At 58.6% G+C, this 15,395-nt stretch carries 14 protein-coding genes; 7 read left to right on the forward strand and 7 right to left on the reverse strand.

Annotated elements, in window-relative coordinates:
- Nucleotides 1–9: 9 nt before the first annotated feature.
- Entirely contained in the window at nt 10–1,182 is a 1,173-nt protein-coding gene (locus tag EOI86_RS19790; protein WP_127767391.1) for an Acg family FMN-binding oxidoreductase, read from the forward strand.
- 13 nt (nt 1,183–1,195) lie between these two features.
- Nucleotides 1,196–1,681, forward strand: coding sequence for a MarR family winged helix-turn-helix transcriptional regulator (locus EOI86_RS19795; protein WP_161973909.1), 486 nt, complete (start codon nt 1,196–1,198; stop codon nt 1,679–1,681).
- Nucleotides 1,682–1,700: 19 nt separating this feature from the next.
- Here the strand turns inward: EOI86_RS19795 and EOI86_RS19800 are convergent, their stop codons facing one another.
- Nucleotides 1,701–2,441 (reverse strand): hypothetical protein, encoded by a 741-nt coding sequence (locus EOI86_RS19800; RefSeq protein WP_127767393.1) that lies wholly within the window; start codon nt 2,439–2,441, stop codon nt 1,701–1,703.
- A gap of 5 nt (nt 2,442–2,446) precedes the next feature.
- A complete protein-coding gene (locus tag EOI86_RS19805) occupies nt 2,447–2,818 on the reverse strand; it encodes a DUF4170 domain-containing protein (RefSeq protein WP_127767394.1) in 372 nt (123 codons plus the stop codon).
- 189 nt (nt 2,819–3,007) lie between these two features.
- Here EOI86_RS19805 and EOI86_RS19810 point away from each other — a divergent pair, with 189 nt between their 5' ends.
- The 3 genes from EOI86_RS19810 to msrA all read left to right on the forward strand — a co-directional run bounded on the left by EOI86_RS19810 (nt 3,008) and on the right by msrA (nt 6,599).
- On the forward strand, nt 3,008–4,519 hold the full coding sequence (locus EOI86_RS19810; RefSeq protein WP_127767395.1) for a UbiD family decarboxylase: 1,512 nt from the start codon (nt 3,008–3,010) through the stop codon (nt 4,517–4,519).
- 147 nt (nt 4,520–4,666) lie between these two features.
- A complete protein-coding gene (locus tag EOI86_RS19815; protein WP_127767396.1) occupies nt 4,667–5,869 on the forward strand; it encodes an MFS transporter in 1,203 nt (400 codons plus the stop codon).
- 61 nt (nt 5,870–5,930) lie between these two features.
- Nucleotides 5,931–6,599 carry a peptide-methionine (S)-S-oxide reductase MsrA gene (msrA, locus tag EOI86_RS19820; protein ID WP_127767397.1) on the forward strand — a complete coding sequence of 223 codons (669 nt, stop codon included), beginning with the start codon at nt 5,931–5,933 and terminating at the stop codon, nt 6,597–6,599.
- A gap of 57 nt (nt 6,600–6,656) precedes the next feature.
- On the opposite strand, the gene EOI86_RS19825 is transcribed toward msrA, so the two are convergent.
- Nucleotides 6,657–6,932: a helix-turn-helix domain-containing protein gene (locus EOI86_RS19825; RefSeq protein WP_127767398.1), complete on the reverse strand. Its 276-nt coding sequence runs from the start codon at nt 6,930–6,932 to the stop codon at nt 6,657–6,659.
- 254 nt (nt 6,933–7,186) lie between these two features.
- Between EOI86_RS19825 and EOI86_RS19830 the strand changes: the two genes are divergently transcribed.
- Both EOI86_RS19830 and leuA read left to right on the forward strand, forming a co-directional pair.
- Complete coding sequence (locus tag EOI86_RS19830; protein WP_127767399.1) at nt 7,187–7,432, forward strand: hypothetical protein; 246 nt, start codon at nt 7,187–7,189, stop codon at nt 7,430–7,432.
- A gap of 491 nt (nt 7,433–7,923) precedes the next feature.
- Nucleotides 7,924–9,609 carry a 2-isopropylmalate synthase gene (gene leuA / locus EOI86_RS19835; RefSeq protein WP_127767400.1) on the forward strand — a complete coding sequence of 562 codons (1,686 nt, stop codon included), beginning with the start codon at nt 7,924–7,926 and terminating at the stop codon, nt 9,607–9,609.
- A gap of 88 nt (nt 9,610–9,697) precedes the next feature.
- On the opposite strand, the gene EOI86_RS19840 is transcribed toward leuA, so the two are convergent.
- The 4 genes from EOI86_RS19840 to pepN form a co-directional block, all read right to left on the reverse strand.
- Nucleotides 9,698–10,090: a c-type cytochrome gene (locus EOI86_RS19840; protein ID WP_240035742.1), complete on the reverse strand. Its 393-nt coding sequence runs from the start codon at nt 10,088–10,090 to the stop codon at nt 9,698–9,700.
- Between the two features lie 96 nt (nt 10,091–10,186).
- The gene (locus EOI86_RS19845; protein ID WP_127767401.1) at nt 10,187–11,086 is read right to left on the reverse strand and encodes an NAD(P)-dependent oxidoreductase; all 900 of its coding nucleotides are present in this window, start codon (nt 11,084–11,086) and stop codon (nt 10,187–10,189) included.
- Between the two features lie 115 nt (nt 11,087–11,201).
- Entirely contained in the window at nt 11,202–12,635 is a 1,434-nt protein-coding gene (locus tag EOI86_RS19850; protein ID WP_127767402.1) for a dihydrolipoyl dehydrogenase family protein, read from the reverse strand.
- 104 nt (nt 12,636–12,739) lie between these two features.
- Entirely contained in the window at nt 12,740–15,373 is a 2,634-nt protein-coding gene (pepN, locus tag EOI86_RS19855; RefSeq protein WP_127767403.1) for an aminopeptidase N, read from the reverse strand.
- Nucleotides 15,374–15,395 lie beyond the last annotated feature (22 nt).

Consider the following 15,395-nt stretch of genomic DNA (forward strand, 5'->3'; position numbering starts at 1 on the left):
AGCTTGGATATGGTTATATCGCGTCGTGGATTTATCCGGACAATCGGGGGAACAGGTGTGGTGTTCGCGGCTACCGGCATCGGTCTGACGCAGTGCGACCAAATGCCGTCCTCCGCAATCGAAGCCTGGGCCACGCCCGGGGCGGACCGCAGGGACATCCGTGAATGGGCGTTGGCCCATGCACTGCTGGCGCCGAATCCGCACAATATGCAGCCCTGGATAGCCGATCTTCGGGAAGAAGGCGCGATCACCCTGCATGTCGACCCGGATCGCCTTCTGCCGGAGACGGACCCTTATGGGCGGCAGATCCTAATCGGTCATGGCACTTTTCTGGAATTACTGGACCTCGCGGCCCAGCAGGCGGGCTATCGGGCGAGAATAGATCTATTCCCGAACGGAAGTGCGTCGGCGACGAGCGATGCGGCATCTATCGCGCAGTATCCGGTCGCACGCATCGGCCTGATAAAAGACGGATCATTGCAGCCTGACCCGCTGTTCGCAGCCATCCAAGCACGTCGATCCTGCAAAGAGCCGTTTGATGTGGAACGGGACTTGTCCGAGGGACACGCCGCAGACCTGCGCGCGTCAAATATCGACCCTGCCATAGGCCTCACCCTGACCCTTACAGGATCGCTGCCCGCAACACTGCGGGACCTGACACGGGATGCAATGACCCTGGAAATGAAAACGCCGCGGACTTTGCGGGAGAGCATCGATGTGATGCGGATCGGCGCAGACGAGATCGCCGAGAACCCGGACGGGATCGATCTGAACGGTCCGATGTTCTGGTGGCTGAAGAAATTTGGTTTGATGACACGGGAAAAGGCCATGACTCCGGGCACCATGGCCTATCAGGGCGGGATCGATTATGCGCTTGGATGGGCCGACGCGACGCCATCCTTCGGATGGATCACCACAGAGCATAACGACCGGCCGACGCAGGTCGCAGCTGGTCGAGCCTATGTTCGCCTGAACCTGCAGGCGACCGCGTCGGGGGTCGCCATGCATCCGGTCAGCCAGTTGCTGCAGGAATATCCCGAGATGACCGACTTGCAGCGCCGGTTCTATGGGGTGACCGAAACGCCGAGCGGCCATACTGTTCAGATGCTGTTCCGGCTGGGCTATGCGGAAAGCCCGGGTCCGACGCCGCGACGCCCCCTCGACGCCCTGCTGCGAACCTGATCTGATCCCGGCCATGAGTCAGTCTCCACAAAACCATGCCGCCCCCCGGGAAGACGCATTCGATCCCGCCCTGGGCTTCAAAATCGTCACATGGATCGGGATAATCGAGCAGTTGGCCCGGACCAAGGCCAACCGCGAATTGACTGAGACCGGCCTGCCCTGGAACCAATTCGTGCTGTTGAACCATTTCAGCCACAGGCCGGCCGAGGGCAAAACGGTCACGGGAGTTGCCCGCGCCATGCAGCAACAGCAACCGGGCGTCACCAAGACCATGAAATCGATGGTCGATGCCGGATTGTTGCGGATCGAACCGGATGCGAAGGACGGGCGCATAAAGCGGCATTTCATTACCGACATCGGCCAAAAAAGCCATGCGGAAGCCGTGCAGCGTCTGCTTCCCGAGATCAGCCAGATGTTCCAGAACTGGACCGGTGACGAGATGGCGGATCTGTTCGGGCTGTTGGACCGGTTGAAAATCTGGCTGGACGACAATCGGTGACGGCCAACCGTTTTCGGCTTCAGGACAAACGGCGCGCCGAATATCCGAAGGGCACAGCCGTCGGCGCGAGAATTTCCTGAAGCGCCGTCCGCCTTTCCGCATTCGCCACCATCGCGTGGATGAAGTCGTCCGGCCCATGGTCGGCCGCATGCCGTCTTCGGACCACCTCCAATGCCTCGGCTGTACTCATCGACAGGAAACGCCGGCCTTCGCACGGCACGGCGGAAAGCGCGATCGCGCCCCCCTCATCATGCTCAAGATGACCGCGGGTTCCGACATAAGCGAAAGCGGTTGTGTGGACCTCCTCCCCCGACAGACGCAGCTTCACGTCATCCAATGCGGCAAAAAAATAGTTCGCCGCCCGGATTTCGCTGTGATGCATGATCTCCAACTGCCGGTCGTCCAACCAGGTCACGGCCAATTCCACAGACGCCCCTTCCGACACCTGGAGCATGGCTGGGACCGCGCCGTAGGAAGTGATATGGGCGGAATAGACGACATCGAAATTCTGCAACCGCCCACGCTCCACCGGGATCATATGCCCGTCGCGATCCCCGAATTTCTGACGCAGCCGTTCAGGCGACTGGTTCGACCCGAAAGCCAGTACCGGTGTCCGCCCTTGCTTCAAGGACGGGTCGAACGCCTCCTCCCGGCCGTCGCGATACAGGAAGTTCCTACGCGGAAAGGCATAGGGATAGTTTCGGGCGCGCGACAAGACTGCGCCAGGGTCTGGTTCAGAAAGCGGTGGGATCGCCGTCATATCGCTTAGAGATGGTCGATCCGGAAACGGGCATAGGCGTCGTCCACATTGGCGGACGATTTTTGCCACCAGACTTTCCGGGCTTCTTCATAAGTCTGGAACGGACCAATCTTTTCCTCTTCGCCCTTAGCGATGGTCTTGAAATCGGTGCCCGTGTAAATGCCGCCGACGACCCACCATTCGTCATGCTCTTCCTTCTCGATATGGAAGCGGGCATAGGCCTCGTCGACATTTTCCATGCTCTTGGCGCGCCAGACGGCCTTCGCTTCGTCATAGGTGTCGAACGGTCCCAGGCGGGACAGGTTGGATCCCGGGGCAACGGTATTGAACTCGGTGCTCGTGTAAACGCCACCGACGACCCAGTATTGTTCCGACATGATTTGCTCCTGTTTGATCCAAGGGCTTCAAATCGCGGGCACTTGGTATGATGCATGCGGCGTATAACGGCTTGCGTGATTTGCCTCAAGCCCCGCATGGGGGTAGTGCCTAGTCCAAAGCGCGCGAATTTGACGTAGACACATTTAGCACGATTTTCCGACCCGGCCTTTCTGTATGGGAACCTTTCAATGCCTTATGCCTCCCTTCGTGACTTCATGGACCGCCTGGAGCGGGAAGGAAGACTTGTCCGAACACGGGAACCGGTCTCTCCCTATTTGGAGATGACTGAGGTCCAGACACGTCTGTTGGCCGAACGCGGACCGGCGGTTCTGTTCGAGAACCCGGTTCGCGCGGACGGAACGCCTTATGACATGCCGGTCCTGACCAACCTGTTCGGGTCGGTGGAACGCGTGGCCTGGGGCATGGACCGTACACCCGACCAACTTCGCGAGGTGGGCGAGACGCTGGCATTCCTGCGTCAACCGGAGCCACCCGGCGGCTTCCGCGAAGCACTCGACATGCTGCCCTTGGTGAAAACCGTGCTGTCCATGAAACCGCGCACGGTCGGCAAGGCCCTGTGCCAGGAAGTGGTCCTCCAAGGCGACGATATCGACCTGAACCGCCTGCCAATTCAGACGTGTTGGCCGGGGGAACCCGCGCCGCTGATCACCTGGCCGCTTGTCGTCACCCAAGGGCCGAACCCGAAAGGCGATAAGACAGACGTCTTCAATCTGGGCATCTACCGAATGCAGGTCACCGGGCGTGACAGCACGTTGATGCGATGGTTGAAGCACCGCGGCGGGGCGCAGCATTACCGGAAATGGAAACAAGAGCGGCCGGACCCCTTGCCTGCCGCGGCCGTATTGGGCGCCGATCCGGGCACGATCCTGGCTGCCGTTACCCCGGTTCCTGATACCTTGAGCGAGTATCAGTTCGCCGGCCTGCTGCGCGGAAAGAAAGTCGACCTCGTCGATTGCAAGACCATCCCGCTCAAAGTGCCGGCGGAAGCCGAAATCGTCCTGGAAGGGCATGTCATGCTGGACGAATTCGGAGACGAAGGCCCCTATGGGGACCATACCGGCTATTACAATTCGGTTGAGCAATTCCCGGTTTTCAAGATTTCCGCGATCACGATGCGGAAGAAACCGATTTACCTATCGACCTTTACTGGGCGCCCGCCGGACGAACCGTCAATTCTGGGCGAAGGGTTGAACGAAGTATTCATTCCACTGCTGCAACAGCAATTTCCCGAAATCGTCGATTTCTGGCTGCCGCCGGAAGGGTGCAGCTATCGTATCGCCGTGATTTCCATGAAAAAGGCTTATCCGGGCCACGCCAAACGGGTGATGCTCGGCGCATGGTCCTATCTGCGTCAGTTCATGTATACGAAATGGGTAATCGTGGTTGATGACGATATCGACGCCCGGGACTGGAAGGATGTGATGTGGGCGCTTTCGACCCGCATGGATCCCGCCCGAGACATCACGATGATCGAGAATACGCCCATCGACTATCTGGACTTTGCCTCGCCCGTCAGTGGGCTGGGGTCCAAGGTCGGCCTGGACGCAACCAATAAATGGCCGCCGGAGACCAGCCGCGAATGGGGCGAGCAGATCCGCATGGACCAGGACGTCATCGACAAGATCGACCGGCTGTGGCCGGACTTGGGTCTTCCCGGCGCGGGTAAGAGCATTTGGTAGACTTGGCGACGCATACAGACAATTCCGCATAGTGGTTTAAGATATTGAAAGCCCCCTATACGTTTTTGTCGGTGTAATTGCGAATTCTTCGCATGTTAGGGTGAAGACATAATAAAAAACCCCTTAGACCCCTGTTCGACTGAAAATATGACCGCAATCACAACGGATACCGATGCCGGTTCAAACCGGCTGCCATACTGGTTCAGCGCCGGCCATCTCTGCATCGATTGGCCCTTCGGCGCCATGTACTTGCTGGTGCCGGCCGCTGGCGTTTACTTCGGCTGGTCGCCAGCCCAGGTCGGCCTGATCCTGACGCTTCAGAGTGTCGGCGCGGCCTTCGCCTATTTGCCGGCGGGCTTGATGATGGATCGGTTGTCGGAACGCGGCCGATGGCTGGCGGCGACCTTCTTCTGGGTCGTGCTCGGCTATTTGCTGGCAAGCTATGCCGGCAGTTTCTGGCCGTTGGCAATGCTGATGGCTTTCGCGTCCCTCGGCGATGCGGCCTGGCATCCCATGGCGACCGGCATTCTGGTCAAGATGCACCCACACCAGCGCGGTCGCGTTCTAGGCATCCACGCGATCGGCGGAACATTGACCGGCGTCTTTTCCCCGTTGGTCGCGGGTAGTTTGCTGGAATTCATGGATTGGCGCGGCGCGATGCAATTGGTGGTCATACCGACGGCCATCATGGGATTCGTCTTTCTGTTATACGTCGCCAAACGTATTCCGCGTGTTGAAGTCGCCCATGCGGACAGGCCCAACCTGAAGCTATTGCTGCGGCAATGGGGCACGCCCATCGGTGCAACGATCGCGGTCACCATGATGCTCTACAATCTGGGCTTGATTGGCGCGACGGCGATGGCACCCTTGTATCTGCGCGATGCCGTCGGTTTGGACATCTTTCATGTCGGTCTGGCCTTTTCCGGGGCAGTTTTGGTCGGCGCCCTGATCCAACCCTATGTCGGACGCCTTTCCGACGATATCGGCCGCTGGCCGGTCATCGTCATCGGGGCCTTGCTGGGTGCCGGTGGAGCCATGATGCTGATCCAGTCCAGCGATCTGATTTTTGCCCTGATCGGCTTGGCCGGGTGCATCGGCGCGCTGAATGCCGTGCGGTCCTGTGTCCTGGCCTGTGCGGTCGATATGTCGGGCAAGAGCGAAGCAACGACATTGGGCATCGCCTTCGCCGTGCTGGACGGTGTCGGTGCCTTCGGCGCCGTGATGGCGGGCTGGCTCGGGACGGAAGATATCAGCCGCGCCTTCATCCTTACCCTTGGCTGCAGTTCAGCCGCGGCGATACTCTCCCTCATCCTGGCGCGGATATCTCACAAGGCCGCGATAGGCCGTTGATGCCGGACATTGCGGGACCTACCTTGTTCTCAGAAAACAACAGCTGGGAGCAGGTACCGCCATGTTCTTCATGACGCCGAAACACAAACTGGAGATTCCAAGCCCGCAGGACGCCCTGCCGGGGCGGGATCAGCCTCTTCCGACTTCTGAAAAGCATTTTGTCTCCGGTGCGCCGATCAAGCCGCCTTTCCCCGATGGCATGCAGACCATTATTTTCGGCCTGGGATGCTTTTGGGGCGCTGAACGGATTTTCTGGCAGATTCCCGGCGTCTACACGACCGCGGTGGGATATGCCGCGGGCCATACGCCGAACCCCACCTACGAAGAAGTCTGCAGCGGCCGGACCGGACATAACGAGGTTGTCCTTGTCGTCTATGACCCAGCCAAGGTCGATGTTGCGGAAATCCTGAAGACTTTCTGGGAGGCGCATGACCCAACTCAAGGCATGCGCCAAGGGAACGATACCGGCACGCAATACCGTTCCGGCATCTACGTTTCCACGGAAGAGCAACGCCTGTTGGCCGAAACGTCGAAACGCGACTACGAAGCCGCCCTGGGCAAGCACCGCATGGGTGCCATCACCACAGAAATCATGGATGCACCGCCGTTTTATTATGCGGAGGACTATCACCAGCAATACCTGGTGAAAAATCCGAACGGCTATTGCGGCTTAGGCGGCACCGGCATCAGTTGCCCGATGCCGAAAGCGGTCAACACCGCCGCTGAGTGACCAATCGGGCGTCGCATCGGCGCCCCAGCCGGCCCCTTTAGGACTTCGAGGCGGCGGTCAATCGACATTGGCGATAGTGATCGCCATTTCCTTGGCCGCCGCTTTTTCCAATGCCACATTCTTTTTCGCGGTCACACCGTCGAAATCCTCGACCCCCTGGCTCAACGCATAGCATGCCAAGCTGATGGAACGGGGGATCTGCACCTTTTTCCCGTCACGTTCGCCTTTTTCGTAATACTGCAGAACCCGGCGCTTCAAACCCAGCGCATCCGCCGCATCCTTCTGCGACAAGCCCATTTGTTTTCGCCAACGCTTGAACTGCCCCGGTAACACTTTTTACCTCGATTTTTCTAATGTGCGGCACCGCAACAAGTGGTTGAGCCGCCAGGGAAAATGGTCGGCGAACTGTACAAAGAGCTGATTTGTGCATCAAGAAAAAGCGCACCACGTGCACATTATTCTCTTGCGAAGCGCACAATGTGCGCATATCTATTATCCGAAAGCGCACGAGGTGCGCAAGACGGAACATGGAACGGCCCGACACGGGGTAAGCGTGATATCCGTCCGACCAATAGGAGGACCGCAAAATGACACATACGCTCTATGTCTGGCACGAAAAGGCCTATGACGGCGAGATCGCTTTGGCGCGTAAGGGTCGTCTGCTCAACTCCGCTGGGGCACGGAAGACCAATACCTTGGAAATCAAGCCGAAGCTTGTCTACCGGGTACGCCATGACGACGCGGAAGAGCTGGTGACGGATCCGGTGGAAGTCTACCACCTGACCCACAAATACCCTAAAAGCACGGTCGATATTCTGCCTGTCATCGTCTGATATCACAGGCGCCGTTTTCCTGGGCGCATTCCCCCTTGACCCCATCAATCCGCGCCAGTACCGTCCCGGCCATGAACCTGAAGGCCAATCATAGGCGCGATGGGCTACTCCTAGCCCTACGACTTATCGGCCCGGCGTCCTAACGCCGGGGGCCGCAAGGCCGTGCTTTGCCTAGCAAAGCCACCTTCAGAAGGGTAACCCTTCCGCTTCAGTTACGATAAGCCAGGTTCCAACGATGAACGCGTCTCATTCTGATGGCCCCTGCATGACCGGGTCAGGCAGCGACACCAAGACACAACTTTTCCCGAGAATGTTTTCCCGCGACCTAATCGATCACGGATTCCTTCCGCGACTTATTTGCGGTCGCCGAATGACGACGGCCCGTCGGCGACCGTAGCAAGAGCCCCTACCCCATCGCTGAGATGCGGACATACGAGGAAAAAAATACCCACGCCGGAGCGGAAATCGCACGGCGGACAAGGAGAGAAACCATGGCAACCACGATGCCGTTCGAGAAATACCGACCGTTCCAACCGATCGACCTGCCGGACAGGACCTGGCCGGGTAAAACCATCACCAAAGCACCGGTCTGGTGCAGCGTCGACCTGCGGGACGGCAACCAAGCCCTGATCGAACCGATGGGCCCCGAGCGCAAGATGCGCATGTTCGAGACTTTGGTGAATATGGGGTTCAAGGAAATCGAAGTCGGTTTCCCAAGTGCGTCACAAACCGACTTCGATTTCGTCCGCAAACTGATCGACGAAAACCGGATTCCCGATGATGTCACGATCCAGGTTCTGACCCAGGCCCGCGACCACCTGATCGCCCGGACTTTCGAATCAGTGCAGGGCGCCAAGCGCGTCATCCTGCATCTGTACAACTCCACTTCCACTCTGCAGCGCCGTGTCGTCTTCAAGGAAGACCGCGAAGGGGTCCGCAAGATAGCGGAAGAAGGCGCGAAGTTGGTGATGCAGCACGCACGGAACCAGACCGATACGGAATGGGTCTTCCAGTATTCACCGGAAAGCTTCACCCAGACCGAATTGGATTATGCCATGGAGGTCTGCGAAACCGTCATGGACATCTTCGAGGCCACACCGGACAACAAGGTCATCATTAATCTGCCGGCCACTGTGGAAGTCGCGACCCCAAACATCTATGCGGACCAGATCGAATGGATGGCCAGGAACTTCAAGGACCGGGACCGTGTGATCCTTTCGCTGCATCCGCATAACGACCGGGGCACTGGCGTCGCCGCCGCTGAATTCGGCGTGATGGCCGGCGCGGATCGCATTGAAGGGACCTTGTTCGGCAACGGCGAACGGACTGGAAATGTGGACATCGTCACGCTGGGCATGAACATGTTCAGCCAAGGCGTCGACCCGACGCTGAATTTTTCCAATATGCGGGACCTGGTTGGCATTGCCGAATACTGCAACCAACTGCCCGTCCACCCGCGGCATCCCTATGCGGGAGACTTAGTCTTCACCGCCTTTTCCGGCAGCCATCAGGACGCCATCAACAAAGGGCTGAAGGCGATGGAACAATCGAACAGTGGTTTGTGGGAGGTCCCCTATCTGCCGATCGATCCGGGTGATGTCGGCGCAACCTATGAAGCAGTGATCCGGATCAACAGTCAGTCCGGCAAGGGTGGCGTTTCCTATGTCATGGAAGCCGACCATGGGTACAAGCTGCCGCGCCGCCTGCAGATGGAATTTTCGCAAGCCGTACAGCGTTTGGCCGACGAAACCGGTCAGGAATTGAGCTCCAACCTCATTTTCAACGCCTTCGACGAACAATACCTGTCGAACCAAACACCGTATTCCTTTGTCACGCATACGACCGTGCCGGACACGCATGCTTCCGAACTGCGCCGCATCGAAGCGACGGTGAAACGCAACGGGGAAGAGACCATCGTCCATGGCAAGGGCAACGGGCCGATCGACGCATTCGTCAACGCGCTGAAACAGGAAGCCGGTATCGACATCAAGGTCATCGATTATTCCGAACATGCGATTGGCGAAGGGTCCGATGCCCAGGCTGTCGCATATTTGGAAGCGGAGACCGGTGACGGAAAACGCCTGTTCGGTGTCGGCCGCGACCCGAACATCGTCCGAGCATCCCTGAAAGCGATCTGCAGCGCGGTTAACCGGGCCGTAGACATGGTCCAGGGTTAATCATGCCGATCAAGGTCGAAAAAGTGCCGTTATGAAAAAGGGGGAGGCTGAACGCCTCCCCCTTTTTGTTTCGTTTTGTCCGAAACCGCTATTGGGACATCCGTTTCAAATATGCCAGAAGATCCGCGCGATCCGCATCGTCCCGAAGGCCTAGATAGGCCATCTTGTTGCCTTTGACGACCGAGCGTGGCCGGCGAAGGAATTTATCCAGATTTTCTTCCGTCCAAATCAATTCGTCCGCGGCGGCGCCCTTGAAAGCAGCCGAATAGTCGAAACCCTCAGCCTTTCCGGCCGGGTGCCCCCAGATTTTGTGGAGAGAGGGCCCTGTTCGATGGCTGTCCGGCTCTATGGAGTGACATGCGGCACAGATTGTCTTGAAAAGGTACTCGCCGTTCTCCGCGTCGGCGGCACCGGCCTGTCCCGACATGCCACCCGCCGCGAAAGCAAGGACCGTCAATCCTGCCTTGAAACCACGCTTCATTCGTCTACTCCTTCAGCCCAGCCCTTCCTGATACGTCTTGAACGGCAAGTCCGATCATCCGCCAAACTATACAGGGCTACGCAGCGAAGACGACCGTCACTTCTTGTCGATGCCGTTCAGACTGGACATCGCATCCAACAAATGAGGGACATACGAATCACCGAAGCCAAGCGCAACCGCTTGGGCAAAAGCCTGATTAACACCACTGCCGACCGGCGAGGTGACACCAAGGCTCTGAGTCAGGTTTTGGTAGTAACCCACATCTTTCCTGGCATTCGCCAAGGCGAATTTCAGTCCGGAACCGTCCCCTTCCAAGGGATACCGCATGACCGCTTGAAACATCCCGCTGTTCAGAATGCCCGCCGAAACCAGTTCGTGAAGCTTGGAGACATCGACACCGGCCTTACGGGCCGTCGTCACCGCTTCGCAAGTCGCGGACGCAATAGTCATGCCCAAGAAATTGTTCAGAAGCTTGATGGTATGCCCGGCCCCCAAGGCGCCGACATGGAAAATATTCTCGCAATAGGTTTCCAACACCGGCTTAACATCGGCGAACAGATCGGCATCCCCGCCAACCATCGTGTTGAGGCGGCCTTCCTCGGCTTCCACAGGCGTGCGCGCCAAGGGCGCATCCAACAGACGGACGCCCTTAGCGGCGAGCGCTTCGGCAATTTTCAAGGTCGACGACGGATCGGCGGTACTGGTATCGACCAAAACCATCCCGTTCCGCGCCCCTTCCGCAACGCCATCAGCGCCCAGGACAAGTTTCTCAATGGTCGGGGAGTTGGGAAGGCAAAGAAACACGATATCCGAGGCTTCGGCGACCGCCTTCGCCGACGTGACTTCAACAGCCCCCTTTGACACCAAATCGTCGACAGGCTCCCGGTTCCTGTTGCCGAGGATCGTCAGCGGGTGACCTTTCAGCATCAGGTTTTTGGCCATGCCATGGCCCATCAGGCCCACCCCGATAAAACCCACCTTCCGTTTGTCGGACATCTGCGTTCTCCCTAATTCCGGTTGTTTTCGGCCGAATGGCCTAATTCCGATTGATTTCCGGCCCAGCCTACCCTGCGGGCCAGCCGGTATCCAGATAGGGATGGCGTCTGCGATACTAAAATTTTAGCAGGAACTGCACTATTTTTCGGGTGCGCTCGGAGAACAGGGCCGGCGTGAAATAACTACCTGCCGCGCGTTTGGAAACTTCGCTTAAAGTCGGATACGGGAAGGTCAGTCCGGCAACAGTGCCGATCTTTTGCTTGCCCGCGATGGCCTGAACCCAGGGCATGATCAACTCGCCGGCATGGGGCCCTGCAATTGTGGCGCCCTTGATCCGGCCTTTCTTATCCGTGACCACCTTGATCAAGCCATGGGTGGTGCGCTCCGCCTGGGCGCGGTCGTTTTCCGCGAAGCTCCAACGCAATAAACGGAACCCGCCCTCTCCCAACGTCTCTACCGCCTGTGCCTCCGTCATACCGACATGCGCCAGTTCGGGATCGGTATAAGTAACCCAGGGAAAGGCGGATTGGTCTGCCTTCGCCCAGAACATTTTGAACAGTGTTTGGCGAATGATCAGGCCCGCATGGTAATTCGCCATATGGGTGAACTGCAGTCCGCCGGCCACGTCGCCAATGGCGAAAACATGCTTGTTCGTGGTGCGCATGCCGCCGTCGACGGTAATTCCCTTCGGCGTGTGATCGATACCCGCCGCGGAAAGGTCCAGGTCTTCCACATTCGGACGGCGCCCGGCCGCGATGAGGAGATGCGTGCCCGTCAATTCCGACCGAACACCGTCCTGCTCCACCGTGACTGATACACCGGAACCCGCCTGCGCCACTGAAAGAACCTTGGTGCCTTCCATCAATGTCAGGCCTTCTGCCCGCAGTCGCTGTTTGACGATCCCCGCGCATTCGGGATCGTCCCGGCCAAGGACATCGAACATTTCGACGACCGTGACCGCCGCGCCCAATCGTCGATGCGCCTGCGCCAGTTCCACACCGATCGGTCCCCCGCCGACAACGATGAGATGCCCGATGGGGTCCGCATTGTCGAATACGGTTTCATTGGTGAAATACGGTGTGTCCGACAGCCCCGGCACCGGCGGCACCAAAGCACGTGAGCCCGTGGCGACGACGAAGTATTTGGCGCGAACGACCTGGCCTTTGTCAGTCGTAACTTCCCGTGGGCCGGTGAACCGCGCAGAAGCCTGCAGCACCGTGACGCCCATACCTTCGAACCTTTCAACCGAATCCATCGGCGCGATCGAGGCTATGACGCCCTTCACGTGGTCTCGCACATGCGCCCAATCGATTTCCGGCACCGAAGCCTGGATACCGAATTGACCGGCTGAGCGGATCGTATGGGCCGCCTGGCCGGCGGCGATCAGGGCCTTGGACGGGACACAGCCCGTGTTCAGGCAATCGCCGCCCATTTCCGCGCGCTCGATCAGAACGACGCGTGCGCCCATTTGGGATGCCCCGGCTGCGACAGACAATCCGCCCGATCCACCACCGATCACACAGATATCCGCTTGAAAATTCTCAGACACGCTTTGCTCTTCCTATGACAGGGTCATTCCGTCATGTTCACCTAGGCCGAGGGAAAGCGTGACTCCACGCACATCGCCTCACAAAACCGTTAGCCTGCGAACGGTCACAGGGATTTCGAAGCGATCTCATAGCTGTCCTTGCTGAGCACCGGCACCGCAACGATACGCTCCAACGCAGAACGCATAAGAGCTTGGCGGTCGGCGTCGTATCGCCGCCAGCTTCCCAAGGTGCCGAGCATCCGGGCTGCAACCTGAGGGTTCAGCGAATCCAATTCAATTACGCTGTCGGCCAGGAAGGTATAGCCGCTGCCGTCCTTGGCATGGAACCTGACCGGGTTTGCCATGGCGAAGGCGCCCACAAGCGAACGGACCTTGTTCGGATTGCGAATATCGAAACAGGGATGCTTGGTCAGTGCTTTGACATGGGAAAGCGTATCCGGTCGGGATGCCACTGCTTGCAGGGCGAACCATTTGTCCATTACCTGCGCATTGTCCTTCCAACGGGTTTCGAATGCCTCCAGAGCTGCGCTGCGCTCAGGCCCGTCCACCTCGGTCAGGATCGACAAGGCCGCAATCGTGTCGGTCATATTGTCCGCCCGATCGAAGGATTCTTTCGCAAGCTTGGCCGCCTCAGGCCCATAATCCGCCGTCAGATAGGCCAGCGCCGCATTCCGCAAGGCGCGACGCCCGGCCTGCTCGGCCGTCGGTGCGAAGGGTTCACGAACCTCGTTCGCGGCCATGGCGGCACGAAACTCCGCCTGCAGATCAGCACCGATCTTCCGGCGCAGAGCTGCCCGAACGGCGTGAATTTCGTCCACATGCACGACGGGAAGCTGTTCGCCCACGAATTCCTCAGTCGGCAAAGTAATCGCCAAGGCCTTGAAAGCGGGATCGAGGCTGTTGTCTTCCAAGATGTTCTTGACCGCAGCGACGAAAGCATCCTGCCCTTTCGGATCGCCAGCCTCACCGGAGGCCATCGCCGTGACGGCCGCTTTCATCAACCGCGTCGCATATTGCTGACCGGCTTCCCAGCGCGCGAAGGGATCGCTGTCATGCGCCATCAGGAAAGCGAGATCCGCGTCGGTCTGGTCGGTGTTCAAGGCAATCGGCGCCCCGAAACCGCGATTGACGGAAAGAACGGGCCGGTCGGGTATATTCGTGAAGGTGACGGTTTGGCGTTCTTCCGTCAGGTGGACCAAGCCGCCGTCCAACGCACCCGAATCGCTGACCAGGTCGAGGTCGCCGCCATTCGCCCCCAAAAGACCAATGCGCAGCGGAATATGCAGGGGCTGTTTCTCACTCTGCCCCGGCGTCGGCCGGGTCATTTGTTCCAGCGTTAACGTATAGGCCTTTTTGCCCGCGTCGTATGCCGATGTGACGGTGACCTCAGGCGTGCCGGATTGAGAGTACCAACGCTTGAAATGCGACAAATCCTTGCCGTTCGCATCCGCCATCGCCGCGACGAAATCGTCGCATGTCACGGCCTGCCCGTCATGACGCTCAAAATACAGGCGCAGCCCATCATTAAAGCCGTCCTGGCCGAGCAGGGTCTGCATCATACCGATGACTTCCGCGCCCTTCTCATAGACGGTCGCGGTGTAGAAATTGTTGATCTCGATATAAGCATCGGGCCGAACGGGATGGGACAGCGGCCCGGAATCCTCCGGGAATTGGCGGGCCCGTAATGCGCGGACATCCTGAATCCGCTTCACAGGCCGCGAACGCTGATCGGAAGAAAACTCCTGATCTCTGAAAACCGTGAGGCCTTCCTTCAAACTCAATTGAAACCAGTCGCGGCAGGTAACCCGGTTGCCCGTCCAATTGTGGAAATATTCATGCGCGACGATGGATTCGATATTGGCGAAATCGGCGTCGGTCGCCGTGCTTGCATCGGCCAGGATATACTTCGCATTGAAGACATTAAGGCTCTTATTCTCCATCGCGCCCATATTGAAATCGCTGACGGCAACGATGTTGAAAATATCCAGGTCGTATTCCAAGCCGAACCGTTCTTCGTCCCACCGCATGGATCGGATCAGCGAGTCCATCGCATAGTCGCACCGGTCCTCGTTTCCATGTTCGACGAAAATACGCAGGGTCACATCACGGCCGGACTGCGTCTTGAAACGGTCCTCGACCATGGCAAGGTCGCCGGCCACCAACGCAAACAGATAGGAGGGTTTCGGAAACGGATCTTCCCAAACCGCTTCATGCCGCCCGCCACCAAGGTCCGTATTGGACACATTATTCCCGTTGGACAGCATCACGGGATAGGCTGCCTTGTCCCCACGCAGCGTCACCCGATATGTGGCCATCACATCCGGACGATCCGGGAAATAAGTGATACGGCGAAAGCCTTCCGCCTCACACTGCGTGCAGAACATCGTGTTCGACACGTACAGCCCTTCTAACCGGGTATTGGCCTTTGGGTTGATCGCAACGCGGGTTTCCAGCGTCAGCGCTTCAGGCGGGTCGAATACGGTCAGCGCGTCTTCGGATGTTTCGTAGGCGGGCGGTGAAAGCTTCTTCCCGTTTACGAGAACTTCCAACAGATCCAGGTTTTCCCCATCCAACACCAAAGGCCCACCGGGCGCGCCGCCGGTCCGCCGCAATTGCAGTACGGCGGTTACCACCGTTCTCTGCGGTTCCAAATCGAATGTCAGGTCGACAGCGTCGACGGAGAATGCGGGCGGTTCGTAATCTGCTAAGCGAACGGTTTGCGGAAGATCGGTCTTCATGGGGGTGCGTTGCTCCTGGAAT

Source organism: Hwanghaeella grinnelliae, assembly GCF_004005845.1.
GTDB lineage: Bacteria > Pseudomonadota > Alphaproteobacteria > UBA8366 > Aestuariispiraceae > Hwanghaeella > Hwanghaeella grinnelliae.